We start from the raw sequence: 20,022 nt of genomic DNA, 5'->3' as shown, positions 1-20,022 counted from the left end.
TCTGGGATGTTGGTGGTCTGGTAACCTCAATTATCCTCAGAATTTAGGGGGTGGCAAGTTTTTTATTTATAAACCCTTTTAAGTCAAGGATGGATTAACTTTTTACTATAGATTTTTTGACAATACGTAAACATTAAGGGGGAGTGAAACATGAAAAAGTTTTTAGTGCTAATGAGTATTTTAGCCCTTCTGTTATTAGGGGCTTGCGGTGGTAAAGACAAGGGGGAAGCCAAGCCTACATCTAAAGAAAATGTAGGACAGACTGAAAAAAATGATGGTGCTCAGAAAGAAAAGGCTTCAGATGATTCGAAGGATACAGAAAAGGATGAGAAGGAAGAAGAGGATTCTTCCCAGAATGAGGAAAACGATGGGGGAATACTGAATCCATATATTGAGGAGTATACTGGTGGGGATGTAGAGGTTGTATTTACAAATAAAAACCCAGGCCTTTCTCATGCATTTAGTGACAAGGTCAGCATGACAATTGATGAGTACCAAATTGTCCATGTAAGCAATATGAATGAGTCAGCTAAGGGTTCTTTTAATGATGAAGACGAGGGATATGTCTTAACATTAAAATTGACACTTGATAACCAATCAGAAGATGAAATTAGTTACGCTGGCGGGCTATCTATGCAGACAGATGATGCGACAGAACCTATTGTAAAAAGAACGACATTAGTCGACCGTGATCAGTGGATGAAAGATGATTCTACTGAAGGGGCTTCTCTTTATTCAGCTGGGAAATCTTTTACAGGTTTGGATGCTTTCTTGATCACAAAAGAACAATTCGAAAAATCGAAGCTACCTATTTTGAAAATTGATGCTTTATGGCGTGGAGATGATGTAAGCGATCGAATCGGGGAAGAGGGGGTCATTCCACTTCCATTGTCTGATGAAGGAAAAGAGAAAGCGGGAGCTACCGCCAATCTTTATCAAGATAAAATGGTCACTGATACAGTAGCAGAGAAAGAATTATTCTTCTCGAAAGAAGATATCAATGAAACAAAGGAAATTGATAAGGTGAAAGTGACACTGAATGGGGCGCAATATGCCAATATTACACCTACGGAGGGTAATAAAGAGCGGTTTAAGAATTTTGGTGATGGACCATTGGTTGCATTAACAGCTAAATTCACGGTTGAAAATAACAGTGATACTGCCTTTGATCAATCTTTCATCGAAAGAAAACTACATGTAGATGACCGTGGAACGATGTTATCCCAAGGTATGTTAGAACCAACCGTAAGAGGAATGGTAGAACCTGGAGACACATTTGAAGGGTTAGCCGTATTCCTATTCCGTGAAGATGAATTCGGTATTTTCAAAGAGCTGAAATTGCAAATTGGTCCATTGGCTGATGAAAATGCGAAACGACTATTTAAAGAAAAATCCGTTCAATTTGATTTACCAATGAAGAAATAAGCTTTGACCAAAGCTAAGTGGTGCCAGGCACTTTTCGATATTTTTTTGAGACGTGCCAGGCACAATTTTTTATGATATAATGAATGAAAGTCAGTCATGTATGAGTGAAGTAGAACGAATGAATAATCGTTTGGATGTAAAGAGAGATGGTAATACATTTAGGGATGTGGCGATATGAATAAACGAGAGCGAATTGTTCAAGCTGCTGTTGAGGTTTTTCGAGAGAAGGGTGTTGAAAAAACAAAGATTTCGGATATTGTCAAATTAGCCGGGATTGCGCAAGGGACGTATTATTTATATTTTTCTTCTAAAATGGCGGTAATGCCTGCGATTGCAGAAGTGCTGGTAGAGAAAAGTATCGAGGAAATTCGCGCTACAGTGAAGCAAGAAGCTGATTTTTCTACACGGCTTACGCAAGTTATTGATGCCATTTTTTCTGTGGCAGAGAGCTATCACGAGGTATTGGCGATGGTATATGCAGGTATGGCAACATCAGAGTATATGAAGGAATGGGAAACGGTTTATGAGCCTTTTTATCTATGGATGAGTGACTTCTTGAAAGAAGCACAAACTGCAGGTACGATTCGAGATTCAGTGAACACGGAGCGCGTTTCTAAGCTTGTAATCGGATTGATTGAATCGGCGGCGGAACAAGTCTTTCTCTATGATTCCAATCAAGAGCAAGAGGCGGATATTCAAAAGCAAGAAGTTCATTCTTTTTTAATTCATGCATTAGGAGTATGAAGAGAGAATGGGGTCTCATTAGAAAGGGGACTTCCATTTATAAACGAAAATGACTGATAATCATTCATTGTTAAGGAGGAAGAATTTTGAAAAAAGCATGGCTTTATGTTGGTCTGACTAGTTTTTTTGAATTGGTCTGGATCTATGGATTTAATACAGCGAATCACTGGTGGCATTGGATCTTGATTGTCTTTTTTATTTTTGTCGATTTCCACTTTTTAACGAAAGCTTGTGAACTCCTTCCGACTGGATCGGTTTATGCGACCTTTGCGGGAGTCGGAACGGTGGGGACGGCTTTAATGGATATTGTCTTTTTTGGACAAACGTTAAATGTCGGAAAAGTCCTATTCATCGCGATTTTGGTTGCAGGGGTCATTGGATTAAATTTAGCAGATCGGAAAGAAGAGAAAGGAACGGTTTAAAATGGGTTGGGTTTATGTCATGTTAGCAGCCATTAGTGAAATTGTTGGAACAATGGGATTAAAAATGTATAGCCAAAAGAAGACTTGGAAAAGCGGGTCCCTTTATTTAGGGGGCTTTGGTGCCTCTTTTGTCTTTTTATATTCCGCTTTTCATTATTTACAAGTGAGTGTTGCCTATGCTGTTTGGATTGGGATTGGAACGGCTGGGGCGGTGCTTGTCAACATGATCTTCTTTGATGAGCCAAGAAGTCGGGCTAGACTGATTAGCGTTGCTTTAATCGTTATTGGAGTTACAGGATTAAAAGCTGTCTCCTAATAAACGGGGCCATCCAATTTACCGATTGGATGGCCCTTTATCTTATACCTAGTACTTTTCGAGAATATTCGGCGGTGCCACCCTTATTTTTGTAACTGTTGCTGAGCCATTTTAATCATTTCCTTCACCATATTCCCACCGATTGGCCCACCGATTTTCCCTGCTTGCTCGGATGTAAGTTGTCCGTTATATCCTTCTTTTAGCGGAATATTCTGTTCCCTTGCAATTTCATACTTAATATTCTCCGGATGGTTTTCATCCACATGATATCCTTTTTTTTTCATCACGTTGGTTTTTAGTTGATTTAGCTGCTCTCTCGCTTCAGGAACCAAAATCTTGTTCTTGGCCATCTTCATTATCCCTCCTTAAATTTAGAATTTGTATTCTTTATGATTTGTAAACTGGCAGTTTTTATCTTGGATAAAATTCTCAAGTAAAGGATAAAGGAAAAGATGGGTAGGAACATTCTTACCAGCGGGTGAAATCGTCTATATGATTTTTCGTAATCCATATGCGCAAGGAGTAGCCAGCGATTGTGAATATAAGATGGACAGGATTTTTCACCTGTTAGTTTCTTTTATATTTTTTCATTGAAAATTAAACGATCGTTGTCATCAATTTGGATAATTTTTAGATAGTGTGAGTCCTTTATATAAATGCTTTTGTATTTTTTTATCCCATCTTTTTCATATAAAACAATTCGCTTATTTTTCGTATCTGTTACAACTTCGTTGGTAAGATCTTGATCCCCTGTCTCTTTTTCTACGATCGTGTATTCAGGGAAATCACTTGATTCTGTTGTTTGTTCACCTGAATGGTCTTCTGCTGAATGCTTATTTTCTATTTTCTCATTAGAAATCAAACGATCATTGTCATCAATTTGAATAATCTTTAGATAGCCGGAATTTTTAATATAAATACTTTTATATTTCTTTTTTCCATCTATTTCATACAAAATAATTCGCTTATCATTCGTGTCTGTCACAACTTCGTTTATAAGGTTTTGTTCATCAGTCTTCTCTGCAACGATTGGGAGTTCTGGAAGGTCGTTGGGCTCTTCCGACTCAGGGTTATTGCTTTCTGTTGTATCTGGATTTTCGTTTTGAGGCAATTCCTCTTCCGTTCCAGATGTTTCCTCCTTCATGGAGTCCTCATTCTGGCTATTTTCTGTGGAAGATGGTGCAGAATCTACTGCGTTTTCATCCGTGTTTTTTCCATTATTACAGGCAGCTAGTAAAAGTGTACACATTAATAAGATGCTAATTTTTTTCATTATGATACTCCTAACTATTTTCATTCGTTTATGACTTTTGGAAATCCAGCATTACTCATTTTAGAAAAGGGCACTTTAGAATGCAAAAGTTAGATATCATTTTAATAAAAAGATGAAATTAGTCCTTGATTTATATGTGACCTTAGTTCCAGTTCAAAGGAATAATATAGTGGGCAAGTGCAAAAATAAAGTAACTTACTATACGAGGAGAGCTGAAAATGAAAAGATTTGTTTGGTTGTTATTATTTTTTCTAGGAATATTCCCATTTATAACAAATGAAATGATCGTTGCGGCTGAGAAGAGTCCTGTCACCAACGTTATTTTCATGATTCCGGATGGTTTTTCAGCAGCTTATGCAACGGGTTACCGGTGGTATAAAGGGGAGAATTCCATTATGGATGAGATGTTGGTTGGGATGCATCGAACCTATTCTGCCAATTCGATCGTGACCGACTCTGCTGCTGGTGGAACGGCGATGGCAACAGGAGTGAAAACAAACAATGGAATGATTGCCATGTCTCCGACAGGTGAACGGTTGCCAACGATTTTACAAGCGGCAAAGGCAAGTGGTAAGAAAACAGGTTTGGTGACCACCACGACGATCACGTATGCGACACCTGCAGCCTTTGCTTCTCATGTAGAGGATCGAAAAATGGAGGCGGAAATTGCACCACAACTTCTAGACAATCGAGTGGATGTATTATTGGGGGGTGGAAGGAAGTATTTCCCGAAAACACTACTGAACCGCGCTAAAGCAGAAGGATATCAGATTGTCACAGATCATAAAGGGCTTTCGCTGAAGTCATCATCGGATAAACTGTTGGGTTTATTCTCTGAAGAAGCGATGTCTCCTGAACTGGATCGCCATCGGACAAAGGAGCCCAGTCTAGCCGAAATGACAGAAACGGCGATTCAAATTTTACAAAAAGATAAGAAAGGTTTCTTCTTAATGGTGGAAGGTGGACAAATTGATTGGGCGGGTCATGCCAATGATGCGGCATGGGCAATGAAGGATATAGAAGCCTTTGAACAAGCGGTAGAGCGAGTGAAGGAGTTCGCGGAAGAGGATCAACATACCCTAGTCGTCATTGCTGGTGATCATAATACAGGGGGCATTTCCATTGGTGGCTATAACCAATATGCGGCAAACATCGATTTCCTTCAAGACATCAAAGCTACTGGGCAATATATGGTAACCCAATTAGATAAAGAGCGAAAAAACAGTAAAAAGGTTTTAAAAAAATATGCAAATATTGACTTGACTCCCGAGGAAGAAAGAAAAATTCAAGTTGCAAAAGATCCCGAGCGAACGATTAATCAGATTCTATCAAAACGGGCATTAATCGGTTGGACGACTTATGAACACACAGGTGTAGATATTCCTGTATATGCGTATGGACCAGGGGCAGAAAGATTTAGAGGATTGCAAGAAAATACGGATTTGCCGAAGAAGATAGCGAAGTTAATGAACATCCCATTTCAATGAAAATGGGATGTTTTTTTATGCCTAAATCGCCTCCTTGTGTTATAAATAACAATAGGCACTTAAAAGCAACTCCAGATTAAAGTTGAAACTCAACGGGTAAATGAAAAAGATATTGATTCCTTCAATCAAGGAATATAGTTTAGTTTCGTTCAAGAGGATGTTCAAAAAGTTCGGTAAAAATGACACTGCGAATTTCTTCGTTGGCTTGCTTCTCCGCTGCTCATGTATCTAAATGCATACATTCCGCTGCTCGAAGGCTGCGCCGCCTCGAACTTTCGACGCACAGGATGTGCTAGTGTCGGCGTTGCTGACAGGACGTCAGCGCCTTTAGCCGACGGGTCCTTTTTATCCTCCTTTTTGAACACGCACTTCAAGGAGGTTATAATGAAATATGTTTTGGAAATCGTGGGAAATTTGGCAACCAGCTAATCATATAGAAGAAATAATCGGCATTCTTATCGCGATTGGAGTGTTTTTATTATTTCTCTTTTTAAGGAAGATTTTTACGAAATTGGTCTTTGCGATTATATTAAAATTGACACAAAAAGTTCCAGGAAGTTTATTTACTAATATTACAAGGGCATTTGAAAAGCCGATGTATTGGTTATTTATCGTTATAGGGCTATATATAGCAGTGGCTTATTTTCCATATTGGGATAAAACGAATCTATTATTCCTCCATTTAATTCGATCTTCGATTATATTTATAGTAGGATGGGGATTATTTAACCTAGCAGACGCTTCTTCTGCTTTGTTTACAAAGATCAATGAGAAGTTTGATTTTAATATTGATGAAATTTTGATTCCGATTTTATCGAAAACCATTCGCTTTATTATTGTCGCGATTACAATTGCGGTGATTGCAGAGGAGTTTCAATATAGTGTTAGTACATTTGTTGCTGGGTTAGGGATAGGTGGACTTGCCTTTGCTTTAGCGGCAAAGGACGCCTTAGCGAATTTATTTGGCGGTATCGTTATTATCACAGAGAAGCCTTTTACGATTGGAGATTGGATTTTAACTCCGACAGTGGAAGGGACGGTGGAGGATATTACCTTCCGAAGTACGAAAATCCGTACGTTTGCGGATGCGGTCGTAACAGTTCCTAACTCGACATTAGCGAATGAAGCGATCACGAACTGGAGTAAAATGAATAAAAGAAGAGTAAATTTTAATGTGAGATTGCCTCATAACACATCAAATGAAAAAGTCCGTGATATAACACGTAAAATAGAAACCATGATCAAAAACCATCCTGATGTTCATCCAGAAACCATTTTGGTCAAATTTGATGAATTTAAGGATAATGGTTACGATGTCATGCTTTACTTTTTTACAAAAACGACCGCTTGGGAAGAGCATTTAGATGTGAAGCAAGATATTAATTTACAAATTCTAAGCCTCTTAGACGAGGAAGACCTTTCTATTGCGATTCCAGCTAGACAGGTGTTTGATAGAGATAACCAAGAAGGATCTAGCGTATCTCGTTCTACCTTGAGTGAATCCTAGTAATAAGGAGTGCGAAATGAGCACTCCTTTTAACGGATTAGACAATAAAATACGCTAATATAGACAGACAAATGGATGTAATCGTCATCGCGATCAATGGTTTTAAAGCTTTCGACCGTAGATCTTTCAAGCTTACGTTCAGTCCAAGCCCGACCATGGCAGCCGTTAATAACCAAGTTGTGAGGGTATAGATCCCCTGCATAACAGAGTCGGATACTGGAATCGAATGACCGAATACATAGCTGCCCAATATACTTAAGAGAATAAAACCAAGTAAAAACCAGGGGAATTCAACTTTTGCATTTTGCTCTGAGCCTTTATTTTTCCGCTTCATAAGAAAAATAAAAATAAAGCAGAGCGGAACAAGCAAGAAGACACGTCCTAATTTTGCTAGTAATGCAATCGCAAGCGCATCTTTTCCAGCGGGTTCAGCTGCAATCGCGACATGAGCCAGTTCATGTAAGCTAATTCCCGACCAGATCCCATAATCCAATGCGTTTAGAGGGAGGAAAGGTCTTAGGATTGTATACACAATGGAAAATATCGTTCCCATTAAGGCAATGATCCCTACACCAATTGCCGTATCCTCATCTTTTGATTTAACAATGGGGGCAACAGCTGCAATCGCGGCGGCTCCACATACTCCAGTCCCCACACCAAGCAATAGCGAAATCATTTTATCCGCTTTTAATCGTTTAGCTAACCAAATCGTAAGCAGGATTGCGAATGCAATGACAAGCGCATCCCGCACAAGTAATCCTAATCCATCGTGTAATACAACATCAATATTTAATTTAAGACCATATAAAATAATGGCCACACGTAATAATTTTTTGGATGAAAAAGTAATCCCATTTCGAATCACTTCAGGATAGCCAAAAATTTGGCGATACACAACAGCAATGATGATCGCACAAGCTAATTGTCCAACATGGTCAAATCCAGGCACCATAGCGAGTAAATATCCTAATAATGCGATGAAAAAGGTAAACGCAATACCGGCTATCCACTTGCCAGCTTGATTACCTTTTGCTTTTTCCTCTGCAAAATCCATTCAAGCACCTCCTAAAATAAGAATAAGTAGATCTGTAATATAAGTAAAATAAATAGTTATGATCGTGATGATAAGTAAAATGATATAATAGGATAAGGGGTGACAGAATCGATGGATCAACATTTGCAAGTATTTATCACGGTTGCTGAAAAGCAAAATTTTTCTCGTGCTGCGGAAGAATTGCATATGACACAACCAGCTGTTAGTCAATACATTCGTGCCTTAGAAGACAGTATGGGGATAAGGTTACTAGAACGAACAAATAAATATGTTCAATTGAATAAAGCTGGAGAAATCGTTTATCATCATGCAAAGGAAATTCTTGGACTTTATACAAAAATGCAGAACTTAATCGATGATTTGACACATAAGGCGAAAGGTGATCTTAAGATTGGCGCTAGTTATACGTTTGGAGAATATGTTCTGCCACATATTCTAACCGATTTGCAGCAACAATATCCTGAAATTGAACCTGCTGTAACCATTGCCAATACTGCAACCGTTGCCGAGCTTGTCACCAGCCATCAATTGGATATTGGTATTATTGAAGGGGAATTTAAAGGCAAGGAATTGATAGAAGAGAATTTTGCTGAGGATTCGATGGTGATTGTCGTTTCTGCCAATCATCCATTGGCACGAAAAGAGGTGGTGACCATCAGTGATTTAGAGAACGAACGATGGGTGGTCCGTGAAAACGGTTCAGGTACACGGGAAGCTACTGAAAACGTGTTCCAGCAACTTTTGTTTTTGCCAAAGAAGAAAATTGTTTTTAGTAGTACACAACCAATTAAAGAAGCAGTGGAAGCAGGCTTAGGCATTAGTTTATTATCAAAATGGGCTGTACAAAAGGAAATTCGGAATAAAGATATGCAAATTTTACCTATAAAGGGGCTGCCATTCTTTCGACAGTTTTCTATGATCACCAAATCGAGGTTTCAGACAAAAGCATTGGAAGTATTCATCGAACTGCTTCGTACGAGTGAATCGCTTATTTTAAGAGGATAGAAAACGGAGGAGGAGAAAGGTGTTATCAACGACTCTAGCTAAAAACATTATATATGAAGTGGGGAAGTTATTTGAGAAAGACTTGATTATTGTCAATATTGATGGAGAGATTATTGCTAGCTCTGAGGAAGGGAGAATTGGCGATTATCATGAAGGAGCATTGCTTTGTGCACAAAAGTCGGAAAAAGTCATCATTAAAGAAAGGGATGTTCCTTATTTAAATGGAGTAAAGGCAGGCATAAATTTTCCGATTTTATTTCAGGGGAAAGTGGTTGGCGTCATCGGGATAACGGGAGAACCTAATCAAATTATGCCTTTTGGGGAACTGTTGCAAAAAATGACAGAATTAATGATAAAAGAGAGTTATTATTCTGAAGAAAGTCAATGGCGAGCAAGAATGATCGAATCTTTTGTGCTTGATTGGATTCAAGAGAAAGAATGGACAGCTGAGTTTGTAGAGCGTGCCCGACTGTTAAGTATTGACTTGGAGTTGGAACGCTTACCTATATTGATAGAGTGGGATCAACATTCGCCCTTTATCTTCAATGCAATCGGACAAATTAAGCACGTATGGGAAGATCCGCAAAAACAAGAGCTGATGATCCAGTGGGGAAGCCATCGCTTTTTGCTTTTACATCATGAACAAACTAGACAGAAAACAAGCTTAGTGCGGAAGTTAAACCAATTAAAAACATTCATTGAAACCACCTGGGGAGTTTCCGTTCGAGTTGGTGTGGGGAATAAGGTAGCACCAATAAAATTGGGGATAGGGGTAACGGATGCAGAGAAGGCACTCTTAGCTACGTCGGAACGCACTCCTATTGTATTTGAAGAAGATTTGCGTTTAGAGCTCTGTTTACAAGAGATTAAGCAAAGTACGAAGCAAGAATACATGTCACGCATACTTACCCCTCTATTAGCACAGGATGAGCTGTTAACAACCTTAAAGATGTTGTTTACTCAGCATTTGTCGCTGAAACAAACGGCTGAGAAATTACATATTCATATTAATACGTTGTATTATCGAATGAAGAAAATAGAAGAATATACAAAATTAGACGTGAAATCCGTTCCTGATGCCTTTCAACTTTATTTAGCTTTGCATTTTTTAGAGGAACATACAAAAAAGAGTGAGAAAAAGGAAAAGTAATTTAAACTTCTCTCTATAGATAAAAGGGCGGAAGTTTTTTATGATAGAAATAAAAGAAACTAAAACTAAACAAAGAAGGTGGGAATGATGATTTCCGCATCGATTAAAGGCAAGTTCGAAGCAATTGTAGGGAAAGAGAATATGATGGAGTCACAGGCTCAGAGACTTGTATATTCCTATGATGCGACACCGAATGTTCAAGCACTGCCTGACCTCGTGCTGGCGCCGCGTTCAACGCAAGAAGTGGTTAATATTGTAAACGCTTGCCGAGAGGAGAAGATTCCAATTGTCCCACGTGGTTCAGGTTCCAATTTATGTGCAGGGACAGTGCCGATTGCAGGTGGAGTTGTACTGTTATTTAAACATATGAATCGAATTCTTGAGGTAGACGAAGACAATTTAACGGTGACTGTGCAACCGGGTGTGATTACGCAAGACTTGATTGAGGCGGTCGAACAGAGAGGTCTATTCTATCCTCCTGATCCAAGCTCGATGAAAATCTCGACGATTGGCGGCAATATTAATGAGAATTCCGGTGGGCTCCGTGGTTTGAAATATGGTGTCACTTCTGATTACGTGATGGGGTTGGAAGCCGTTTTAGCTAATGGAGAAATTATTCGTACTGGTGGGAAACTAGCTAAAGATGTTGCAGGATATAATTTAACGCAATTACTTGTTGGATCAGAAGGAACTTTGGCGATTATCACAGAAGCAACATTGAAACTAATCCCGAGGCCTGAGTCGAAAAAAACGATGCTTGCACTCTATGAAAATATTGATGCAGCCGCACAATCCGTCTCGAAAATTATTGCGGCGCAAATGATCCCGGCGACTTTGGAGTTTTTGGATCAGCCAACTTTACAAGCAGTAGAAGACTTCTCACAAATTGGATTGCCAACAGATGTGGAAGCCGTGCTTCTGATTGAGCAGGATGGAACTAAGGAAGTGGTGGCACGAGATGTCGAAAAGATGGCGGCGATTTGTACAGAATCGGGGGCTGTGTCCGTAAAAATTGCCGCAACAGCAGAGGAAGCAGAGGCTTTGACGACAGCGAGACGGGCGGCGTTATCAGCCTTAGCAAGATTGAAACCGACCACCATTTTGGAAGATGCGACGGTCCCACGTTCTGAAATTGCCAATATGGTGAAGGCAATTAATGAGATTGCAGAGAAGCATCAGGTGAAGATTTGTACATTTGGCCATGCCGGGGATGGAAATTTGCATCCGACCTGTCCGACAGATGCCCGGGATGAGGAAGAAATGGCAAGAGTAGAGGCCGCTTTTGCGGACATCTTTGATCAGGCCATTCGATTAGGTGGCACCATTACTGGTGAGCATGGGGTTGGCATGGTGAAAGCACCGTATTTGGAATGGAAGGTAGGATCAGCTGGGATTGCGGTTATGAAAGGAATTAAACAAGCGTTAGATCCACAGCAAATTTTAAACCCGGGAAAGGTCTTTACGGAAGAAACACGTAAACGATTGGTGGTGTCAACATGATGGAGATGACGGCCCGAGAAAAAAGTATTCAAGAAGCATTCCAGGAAAGAATGGATGAGTCGGAATTGCTGAATTGTATGCGTTGCGGCTTTTGCTTACCTGCTTGCCCGACTTATATTGAAACAGGATTTGATGAAACCCATTCCCCACGTGGGAGGATTGCGCTAATGAAAGCGGTCTATGACGGACTCATCGCACCAGATCAAGAAGTGGAACATTCGTTGAACGTTTGTTTAGGTTGCCGAGCTTGTGAGCCGGTTTGTCCAGCAGGAGTGCAATACGGACATTTATTGGAAGAGGCAAGAGATATTTTTAATGAACATCATCCTCATTCCTTGCCTGTGAAGGCGTTGCGTAAAACGATGTTCGATGGTTTATTTCCGCATCAAAAGCGGATGGCTCAAGCCGTTGGTTTACTGGGATTTTATCAAAAAAGTGGGCTACAGACGGTTGCTCGGAAAATTGGCTTTATGAACTTATTTCCGGAAAGCTTGCGACAAATGGAAAAGGCTTTACCCGAAGTGCCGAAACATCGCAGGATGAAAAGTCGCCTACAGCAAGCTGCTGCATCGGAAACCACAATAGCGAAAGTCGCTTTTTTCTCTGGTTGTTTGATGGATACAATGTTTTTAGAGACGAATGATGCCACGATCAAACTGTTACAGAAAGCGGGTTGCGAAATCGTCATTCCGGAGAACCAAGGTTGCTGTGGCGCCTTGCATGGGCATAGTGGCGAGAAAGAGAAGGCTAAAGAACTTGCAAGGAGAAATATTGCCGCCTTTGAAAAAACAGAAGCAGATTACATTATTGTCAATGCTGGTGGTTGTGGCGCCTTTTTAATGGATTATGAGCACTTGTTAAAAGACGATCCAGAATATGCAGAACGGGCCCGTCAGTTTAGTGCCAAAATGAAGGACATTTCCCAAATTTTATATGAATTGAATTTTCATGAACGTGTTCCTCTTCAAGTGACACAACAAGTTGTGACCTATCAAGATTCTTGTCATTTACGAAATGTGATGAGAACAGCGGAAGCGCCTCGCGTTTTAATGCAGGCAATAGCTGGAGTTGAATACCGGGAAATGGAAAAGGCCGACAGTTGCTGCGGCTCCGCAGGGATCTATAACCTCGTTCAGCCAGAGATGTCGATGCAAATCTTAGATCATAAAATGGAAAAAGTGACCGCGACAAAGGCACAAACGATTGTGACGGCTAACCCTGGATGTCTGTTGCAAATGAAGCTAGGGATTGAACGGGAAGGATTAGGTGACCAAGTGCGGGCGATTCATATTGTGGATTTGTTGTTGGAGGCATGTGGATAAATATCAAAGGCTTTGTGAGAGAGAGGGAATTTCACGAAGCTTTTTTCAATTTTATAGTATGGGAATAAAAGCGTACACTTTTAGAAGGGAAAAGATAGTTTTTCTAGAAGGGATATATGGGAAGACAAAAATACACGAGGAGGATGAAAGTGAATCAATCCCTAAGTTTCGGTGTTTTCATCGTCATCGTGGCCTTAGTTATTGGTTTTGTCACTCGTGATTGGATGCTTGTCTTAAAAATTTCTGGTGGGGTTGTGTTGGTATTCTTACTTCTTGCCGGGCTCTTTACCGGAGCGATGGCGGGAGGGGACCGTGCCCGTGCCAATTATGAGAGTGAATCAAAGAGTTCAAGAGAAGAAAGAATGCAATGGGTGAAAAATTTTATTTTTATTGCTTTACCCAATTTTATCTTCATTCTCATTTTGTTGGCCGTTGCTTACTTCGTTGCCTTGTAGGAATGGGCAGAAAGCCTAAACGAGATTAACTGCTCCTATCCGGAATTAAGTCTCTTCTATAAAGGATTAAATCATAGCCATCCGGGATTAAGCTTTTTCCATAAGGGATTGAAACATCGCTATTCTAAAATAAACATCTAATAAGCTACGATTTCTCCCTTTTCGGCCAGATAAAATTAGAAAGGGCAATCAAAAAGTCGATCCCAAGGATCAAGGACCATAGTTTCCAAAAACCATCCAATACTTCTGTGCGGGCAGGGTCTTGAATAAAGAAGATAAGCCCCAATAAAAAGGCACTTCCTATCACATAAGCAAGGACATGTTGCCCCCAACTTTTCAAATAATGTTTTGCATAATCCATTCCATAACGCTTCAATGGTTTAGGGCCCTGTTTCATAATATAATAGCGGAATCGCTCATCTGCCCAGCGAATCATACTTTTCCCAAAGGCTAGAGAAATCCCAATATAAATAGCCGCAAGTCCATGGGCTTGAGTGGCAGTGGCTCCGTGATATAAGTCAATGCTTGTGGTCAATAGTAAAATCAAATCGATTACAGGTGTGAGAGCTAAGAAGAAAAAACCTAGTTTTTCTTTTTTGAGCAGATATCTGGTCACAAATCCGAGTATAATCACAACCCAAAAGCCGATTTCAGCAGCGATAATCATCCAAGCAACAAAATTCAAATGAATCCCTCTTTTCAGTACAACTGTATGAATTAGATTTAAAATATACCATGGTTCCCATTTTGATACAAGTGTATTTTTAAAAATAAATCTGCTAAAATAAACGTATGCCAAAAATAGTTGATCATGAAAAAAGAAAAAAGCAAATTGCAGAAGCCACTTGGAAGGTGATTTTAGAGCAAGGAATGGAGGGAGCGACAGTACGTAATATTGCGAAGGAAGCAGGCCTCTCCTTAGGGGCTTTGCGTTACTATTTTTCAACGCAAGATGAGTTATTTGTCTATGCGATGAAATTAGTGAAAGAGAATGCGACAGAGCGCATTAATAAAATTGCTGCCAGTGAATCACCGCCATTTGAAAAAGTAATGGCTATTCTATTAGAAATTGTCCCAATCGACGCGCAAACAATGGCCGAAATGGAAGTGTGGTTTGCTTATGTGTTCTACACGAGACATAAAGAAGATGTCTTTGCTGCAAAAAAGGATGAAATTTTTAAAGGAATGAAGAAGTTGTTGTTGTATTTACAGGAACGGCAAATATTACGGTCAAGTCTGGATATCGAGATCGAAACGGAAAGATTATATGCTTTAATCGATGGACTGGCTTTGCATGCTTTATTAGAACCACAAAGAATGGACAAGGAAAGGATCGTGAAGGTGATCCAGTATCATATGAAGAAGATCTGTATAGATGGAGCTTTGGTGGAAGGGGAATGAAGAGTGAAAGATGAACAACGGGAGCAGCTCTTAAAGTGTTCATATCTATAATAAGGAGATTGCCATAGAAATCCACTCGCATCTAAAGCAATACTATGATTTATTGGGATTATGGATAGGTAGGATGGAAAGTAATCTTGATTAGTATAGGGATCCATAAGTGCGGAGAGTAAGGGGGAACCTCTTCCGCACTGATTCACTCTTCAATTTAAGCTGATTTATATTTTTTGTTACTGTTCATGACCAGATTAGCAATTAGCCATATAACTTGAATGATGATAGGGAATATTAATGCAACTAATAAAACGATAAAGGCTGCGAATTTAGCTTCAGGTGTTTGAATAACACCAGCGCCATCGACCTCTCTTAACCAAATGAAGGCTGTACCCGCTCCGAAAATGACAATCCATAGAAGATTAACCATCCACCAAAAAGTCCACCGCTTTCTCATCCTTTTTCACACCTCGTCTTTCTTCCTATTACGCCTAATGACTGCTTATAAAAACACCTGAATTTGATTCGAAAAAGACTTATTTATTCCGGACAATAATATCACCAGTCGTTGTTTCCAGTTGGATCAGAATACCAGGGTTTTGATTATTGATGATTTGCTGCCTTTTCCCGAAGATTAGGATATCGCCCACTTTCGAAGCTGTTTCAAATTGGACGTTTTCAGGATATTTTTCTGCAGTGATTAGAATATCGCCTGATTTTGCCTTAGCTGTAATCGGGTCTGTAATTTGTTGATTTTTGATCGTAAAGTCACCATTTTTGTTTTCCGCTTGTACCTCTCCCGATACATCCTTTAATAAAATATCACCATTTCCCGATGTAGAATGTATGGATTTGGCCTGAATATTGGAAAGGGTCGTATCTCCATTGGTTGTTTTAGTATGGATATCAGTAGTCATGGCGTCTAAAGAAATGTCCCCACTAGATGTTTTGGCTGTAAATAGATGCGAGGAAATGTTGTTTGCCACAATATCTCCATTCCTTGTTTGTATTTGGATGTCTTTTCCCGTTATATTTGCAAGATATAAATCGCTTGAGTGACTATTCAATTCTATCGTCTTATACTCTTTTTCAGGTAAGAACAGCTTTATTTTGGATGAAGAATTGAAACCAAACGAAAACCACTTTGTTCGCTTACGGTCGGATTGAAGGATCAGTGTGTCTTCTTGTTGATCAATTTTTATGCCATCCATTAATTTTTGGGAATTTGCTCCCGATACATCTATTTTCACTTCTCCCTGAGAGGGGACGAGCTCCACATCTACATTCCTCACATCCACCTTGAGATGGCTAAATTGAATATCATCTAATTGTGTTGTAAGAGAATCAGCTTTCTTTTGGACGGATGAAAAAGTGATTATACTACCTATTGCACCAATGACAATCAGAAGGGCCGCAATGATGGAAATTTTCTTAACCATGGTTATTTCCCACCTTTCACAATCGATATATTATATTTTAAATACTTGAGCAGAAGATTTATGAATCCTAATGACACATAATACATACCCAGAGAGATAAAGATCCCGAGTCCGGAAAGGGCTAAAGAGAAAAAGAGATCAAACCATTCAAAAGTACCTACATTGAAAAGGGCACTTAACAATACCAATACAGGAGTAAGTATAAAGGAGATTCCCATAATCCATCCTCCCACTAATAAACCGACTAAGGCGAGAAAAGGTCCTAGAACTAATACAAGGTTTACAAATCCAAGTCCAATCACAGACCATACCGCGCGAAAAATATTCCCCGTTGATTTGCTTGTTTCCATTTTTTCTATATGATAGTCCGCAAGAATTTCCCTTGCTAACTGTTTCGGTGAACCAAGGGCTTCGGAGATTTCCTCTTCTGATTTTCCCTCTTCGATGCCGAAAGTAAAATGGTCTTCATAATCTTGCAGAATATCATTTCTTTCAACGGCAGATAAGGACCGTAAATATCGTTCCAATTCTAATAAAAACTCTTTTTTACTCATGGTCCATCCCCTCCTCAATAATTTGATCGACCCCTTTGGAAAATTGCCGCCACTCTGCAACGAGTTTGTTTAGATATTCTCGTCCTTGCTCTGTAAGCTTATAATATTTACGCGATGGCCCTTCAGATGATTCACGCAAATAGGTTGTAAAATATCCTTCTTTCGTTAATCTTCTTAGCAAAGGATAGACCGAGCCTTCCGATATTTCAATTTGATCAGAAATTTTTTGAACGAGTTCATATCCATAGCGGTCTTGCTTATCCAGAAGGACGAGGACACAAAGTTCTAAAACGCCCTTTTTAAATTGAACATTCAATTTTCACCACTCCACTACTGTATAATGTATAGTACCTGAATACAATATAACATCTAGTATTGTTCATTGCAAGGTACTGTTGAAAATAAAAAGCTGCGTAGAGAAATTAGTTCCTCTACACAGCTGTATGAATAGTCCTATTTTTAAAAAACATGAAAAGTGCTCCGATTAATAGCAAGATTCCAGCGAAAAGGAATCCTCCGTTGGCTGTCAATTGGAGTAAGCCCGTGACACCTGAGCCAATCACGACACCCATAGAAAAGAAAGCGTAAAAATATCCGTATGCTTTCCCACGATCAGCGGGATCTGTTGCCTCGACAAGCATAGAGTTTAAAGATGGAAATAAAAAGGCAAAGCCTATTCCGTAAGTACCCATAATCACATAAAGTAAACTGATACTGGGGGCGAAGCTAATGAAGAGCATGCTTATGCCCATGATTGATAGGCCAAACACAGCTGTATGTACAGCTTTTAAGCGGTCGAATAAAGTATTGGTTGGCAATATAAAAATTAACACAGCCACAAGCCCAAAAGTACTCATCAATAAACCGCTTGTTTGCGTATCACTTCCCAATTCTAAAACTTTCAGCGGAAGCATGTACGCCACAACACCTTGCGAGAACATAAGGAATAGAGCTCCTAAATATGCTTTCATAATAAGTGGATCTTGGAAAAAGATTCTGACCGAAATCGGCTTTTTAGCCAATTTAGGCTTCTTCACTTTTTGCAAAGAACGAAGGAAAATAAAAGATAGAATGCCAAGTACAAACATGAAAAATGACGTGACCGCAAGTACAGTGACTTCATTTACCTTGCTAGCAACAATGCCACTGAAGGCGGGGCCGATAATGGCGGCTAATCCAATAAAAGCACCAGATAATGCAGCTCCTTTTCCTTTCTTTTCATTGGCTGTTGTATTAGCTAAATTGGTAAAAGCTGCTGGTACAATCAGACCTGCTGTGAAACCATGGATAAAGCGAACTAGCAACAAAATCCATGTACCTGTTGCGAAATAATATAATAATAGAGTGATGCCCGTTGAAAAGAGGCCAAACATTAAAATGGAAAAAGGCCCTTTTTTATCCGTCAAAAAGCCAGAGGATACATTACCGATAATATTAGATAATGAAAACATTCCAACCACAAGCCCAACTAAAAAAGGAGGTGCCCCAAGGGAAGTAGCCAATGGACTCATAATCGGCAATTGCGAAAAGAGATCGAAAAAGGAAAAAAATACAATGAAGTAAACGAGAACTCTCATCATGCTCAAAGCCTCCATATTTGTTCATTATGACTATCATCTCATGAAAATAAAAAACCGCAAACGTTATGTTCAACAAATATGTGAAAAACAACGGAATTATGATTTTAATTGATTACCCTGCAAAACGGCAGTTTAATCCCGTATGGAAGTCGTTATTCCCGTATGGCGCGATTTTAATTCCGTATGGAAGTGCTTTAATTCTTTATAGCTGGAGTTCAATCCCGTTTACCATGTTAAACCCGTAAGGCAATCGTTTAAACCCTCAAGTGGTGCGTTCAATCCCGCATCCCAAATTTAACCCGTATGGCGCTGATTTAAACCCGTAAGGCAATCGTTTAAACCCTCAAGTGGTGCGTTCAATCCCGCATCCCAAATTTAACCCCGTATAGCTCCAATTTAATCCCGTATGACAGTAGTTTAAACCCCAAGGCATGCATTCAATCCCGTATAACGATCTATTAATCTTCTATGCAATCAAACTTAGTGCTTTTTTGCAAATAGCGTTTGAAATCTATTTGATAGGTGCGGTTTCGTTTGCCACCCGTGCCTAATAATTCCATACTCTGTAAAATTCGTGTGGCTGTTTTCATATCGACATGCAAGAAGTTTCGGCAATCCTTATTCGTCATGTTCTCTCCTACAACTAAATACCACTCAATTATAGTAGGAATATGAGCATATTGGTCATGATGTCCGCACTTTCCGCAAGCCCAGCTCCGTTTGATCTTTTTCATTCCGAGAGTGCCACATTTTTGGCACTTTACACCGGTTAAGATATCATCTCTTGGAATGTCATACGCTTGACAAATGGGTTCGGGAATATAGGGTTGATGATGTGCGGCTAGTTCCTGTGCGATGGATTTAAGGTTTCCGAGCGGTTTTTTCTCCTGGGGAAAAGTTCTAATGAATGAGGGAAGTTGACTTGGAAAAAAGATCTTTGTTTTCTTTGGGGCCAGTTCCACCAATTGCTTGGGGAAGGCTAAGATGACTGCGCCATATATGGGCATGTTGATGTTTCTATTTTGGAACCAATCTCCTAATAACTCGCATTTTCGTCTTACCTGAGCGGCAGGACATTCAAAGGCGTCCATTTCACCATTAGCCTTTATTCGAATTAATTGTTTTGGATTTTCCTGAAAACGCAATTTTCCGCTAATATTTTTTGTCTCGAAAATGATTGAATAGGATGAAGTTTGGAAGAGATGGTCCATTTGAAAAAGTTGGCTGGATTTGAGAGATAAATCGTGGAAAACTTGATGTTCCATTGAAAAAGGGTAATTTCGTAAAATTGAATCGACCTTATTTTCCCCGTCTAGTCCTGCTTCAAGGTTTAAGCACTTAGTTTTTAAAAAGGAATAGGAAAAATGGTGGCCTTCTATTCTCGACTAAGCTGC

22 protein-coding genes are annotated in these 20,022 nt (G+C 39.6%); 12 read left to right on the top strand and 10 right to left on the bottom strand.

The window, feature by feature from the left end:
• Nucleotides 1-150: 150 nt before the first annotated feature.
• The 4 genes from KI363_RS15295 (at nucleotide 151) to KI363_RS15280 (ending at nucleotide 2,907) form a co-directional block, all read left to right on the top strand.
• Nucleotides 151-1,425, top strand: a complete 1,275-nt coding sequence (locus tag KI363_RS15295; RefSeq protein WP_212966877.1) for a DUF5068 domain-containing protein — start codon at nucleotides 151-153, stop codon at nucleotides 1,423-1,425.
• A 174-nt stretch (nucleotides 1,426-1,599) separates the two neighbouring features.
• Complete coding sequence (locus tag KI363_RS15290) at nucleotides 1,600-2,169, top strand: TetR/AcrR family transcriptional regulator (RefSeq protein ID WP_158321290.1); 570 nt, start codon at nucleotides 1,600-1,602, stop codon at nucleotides 2,167-2,169.
• A gap of 83 nt (nucleotides 2,170-2,252) precedes the next feature.
• Nucleotides 2,253-2,591, top strand: coding sequence for a DMT family transporter (locus KI363_RS15285; RefSeq protein ID WP_212966885.1), 339 nt, complete (start codon nucleotides 2,253-2,255; stop codon nucleotides 2,589-2,591).
• Nucleotide 2,592: 1 nt separating this feature from the next.
• Complete coding sequence (locus KI363_RS15280) at nucleotides 2,593-2,907, top strand: DMT family transporter (protein ID WP_212966876.1); 315 nt, start codon at nucleotides 2,593-2,595, stop codon at nucleotides 2,905-2,907.
• A gap of 83 nt (nucleotides 2,908-2,990) precedes the next feature.
• Here the strand turns inward: KI363_RS15280 and KI363_RS15275 are convergent, their stop codons facing one another.
• Both KI363_RS15275 and KI363_RS15270 read right to left on the bottom strand, forming a co-directional pair.
• Nucleotides 2,991-3,263, bottom strand: a complete 273-nt coding sequence (locus tag KI363_RS15275; RefSeq protein WP_212966875.1) for an alpha/beta-type small acid-soluble spore protein — start codon at nucleotides 3,261-3,263, stop codon at nucleotides 2,991-2,993.
• A 221-nt stretch (nucleotides 3,264-3,484) separates the two neighbouring features.
• Nucleotides 3,485-4,180: a hypothetical protein gene (locus tag KI363_RS15270; protein WP_212966874.1), complete on the bottom strand. Its 696-nt coding sequence runs from the start codon at nucleotides 4,178-4,180 to the stop codon at nucleotides 3,485-3,487.
• Nucleotides 4,181-4,398: 218 nt separating this feature from the next.
• On the opposite strand from KI363_RS15270, the gene KI363_RS15265 reads away from it, so the two are divergent.
• Together KI363_RS15265 and KI363_RS15260 are read left to right on the top strand one after the other, a co-directional pair.
• Nucleotides 4,399-5,667: an alkaline phosphatase gene (locus KI363_RS15265; protein WP_212966873.1), complete on the top strand. Its 1,269-nt coding sequence runs from the start codon at nucleotides 4,399-4,401 to the stop codon at nucleotides 5,665-5,667.
• Nucleotides 5,668-6,058: 391 nt separating this feature from the next.
• A complete protein-coding gene (locus tag KI363_RS15260) occupies nucleotides 6,059-7,174 on the top strand; it encodes a mechanosensitive ion channel family protein (RefSeq protein WP_212966872.1) in 1,116 nt (371 codons plus the stop codon).
• A gap of 37 nt (nucleotides 7,175-7,211) precedes the next feature.
• On the opposite strand, the gene KI363_RS15255 is transcribed toward KI363_RS15260, so the two are convergent.
• Nucleotides 7,212-8,228 carry a YeiH family protein gene (locus tag KI363_RS15255; RefSeq protein ID WP_212966871.1) on the bottom strand — a complete coding sequence of 339 codons (1,017 nt, stop codon included), beginning with the start codon at nucleotides 8,226-8,228 and terminating at the stop codon, nucleotides 7,212-7,214.
• A 111-nt stretch (nucleotides 8,229-8,339) separates the two neighbouring features.
• Between KI363_RS15255 and KI363_RS15250 the strand changes: the two genes are divergently transcribed.
• The 5 genes from KI363_RS15250 (at nucleotide 8,340) to KI363_RS15230 (ending at nucleotide 13,660) form a co-directional block, all read left to right on the top strand.
• Complete coding sequence (locus KI363_RS15250; protein ID WP_212966870.1) at nucleotides 8,340-9,233, top strand: LysR family transcriptional regulator; 894 nt, start codon at nucleotides 8,340-8,342, stop codon at nucleotides 9,231-9,233.
• 19 nt (nucleotides 9,234-9,252) lie between these two features.
• Nucleotides 9,253-10,383, top strand: coding sequence for a CdaR family transcriptional regulator (locus tag KI363_RS15245; RefSeq protein ID WP_212966869.1), 1,131 nt, complete (start codon nucleotides 9,253-9,255; stop codon nucleotides 10,381-10,383).
• 87 nt (nucleotides 10,384-10,470) lie between these two features.
• Nucleotides 10,471-11,883, top strand: coding sequence for a glycolate oxidase subunit GlcD (gene glcD, locus KI363_RS15240; RefSeq protein ID WP_212966884.1), 1,413 nt, complete (start codon nucleotides 10,471-10,473; stop codon nucleotides 11,881-11,883).
• Nucleotides 11,884-11,888: 5 nt separating this feature from the next.
• Entirely contained in the window at nucleotides 11,889-13,205 is a 1,317-nt protein-coding gene (locus tag KI363_RS15235) for a (Fe-S)-binding protein (protein WP_246516901.1), read from the top strand.
• Nucleotides 13,206-13,354: 149 nt separating this feature from the next.
• Nucleotides 13,355-13,660 carry a DUF5316 family protein gene (locus KI363_RS15230; protein WP_158321282.1) on the top strand — a complete coding sequence of 102 codons (306 nt, stop codon included), beginning with the start codon at nucleotides 13,355-13,357 and terminating at the stop codon, nucleotides 13,658-13,660.
• Between the two features lie 145 nt (nucleotides 13,661-13,805).
• Here KI363_RS15230 and KI363_RS15225 read toward each other — a convergent pair whose 3' ends face one another.
• Nucleotides 13,806-14,345: a hypothetical protein gene (locus KI363_RS15225; RefSeq protein ID WP_212966868.1), complete on the bottom strand. Its 540-nt coding sequence runs from the start codon at nucleotides 14,343-14,345 to the stop codon at nucleotides 13,806-13,808.
• Between the two features lie 107 nt (nucleotides 14,346-14,452).
• On the opposite strand from KI363_RS15225, the gene KI363_RS15220 reads away from it, so the two are divergent.
• Nucleotides 14,453-15,061 carry a TetR/AcrR family transcriptional regulator gene (locus KI363_RS15220; RefSeq protein ID WP_212966867.1) on the top strand — a complete coding sequence of 203 codons (609 nt, stop codon included), beginning with the start codon at nucleotides 14,453-14,455 and terminating at the stop codon, nucleotides 15,059-15,061.
• A gap of 208 nt (nucleotides 15,062-15,269) precedes the next feature.
• On the opposite strand, the gene KI363_RS15215 is transcribed toward KI363_RS15220, so the two are convergent.
• From KI363_RS15215 to KI363_RS15190, 6 genes are all read right to left on the bottom strand, one after another.
• Nucleotides 15,270-15,512 (bottom strand): DUF3923 family protein, encoded by a 243-nt coding sequence (locus KI363_RS15215; RefSeq protein WP_212966866.1) that lies wholly within the window; start codon nucleotides 15,510-15,512, stop codon nucleotides 15,270-15,272.
• 79 nt (nucleotides 15,513-15,591) lie between these two features.
• A complete protein-coding gene (locus tag KI363_RS15210; protein WP_212966865.1) occupies nucleotides 15,592-16,494 on the bottom strand; it encodes a DUF4097 family beta strand repeat-containing protein in 903 nt (300 codons plus the stop codon).
• A gap of 2 nt (nucleotides 16,495-16,496) precedes the next feature.
• Nucleotides 16,497-17,048 carry an HAAS signaling domain-containing protein gene (locus tag KI363_RS15205; RefSeq protein WP_212966864.1) on the bottom strand — a complete coding sequence of 184 codons (552 nt, stop codon included), beginning with the start codon at nucleotides 17,046-17,048 and terminating at the stop codon, nucleotides 16,497-16,499.
• Entirely contained in the window at nucleotides 17,041-17,364 is a 324-nt protein-coding gene (locus KI363_RS15200) for a PadR family transcriptional regulator (protein ID WP_212966863.1), read from the bottom strand. Before KI363_RS15200 ends, KI363_RS15205 begins: the two co-directional genes overlap by 8 nt.
• A gap of 115 nt (nucleotides 17,365-17,479) precedes the next feature.
• Nucleotides 17,480-18,628 (bottom strand): MFS transporter, encoded by a 1,149-nt coding sequence (locus KI363_RS15195; protein WP_306345181.1) that lies wholly within the window; start codon nucleotides 18,626-18,628, stop codon nucleotides 17,480-17,482.
• Between the two features lie 458 nt (nucleotides 18,629-19,086).
• Nucleotides 19,087-20,007 carry an NERD domain-containing protein gene (locus tag KI363_RS15190; protein ID WP_212966881.1) on the bottom strand — a complete coding sequence of 307 codons (921 nt, stop codon included), beginning with the start codon at nucleotides 20,005-20,007 and terminating at the stop codon, nucleotides 19,087-19,089.
• Nucleotides 20,008-20,022: the final 15 nt, after the last annotated feature.

The sequence above is a fragment of the Lederbergia ruris genome (genome assembly GCF_018332955.1).
GTDB classification, from domain to species: Bacteria; Bacillota; Bacilli; order Bacillales; family Bacillaceae_C; genus Lederbergia; species Lederbergia ruris.
The sequence above is the reverse complement of the archived record's forward strand: the minus strand, read 5'-3'. Positions and strand labels throughout refer to the sequence as shown.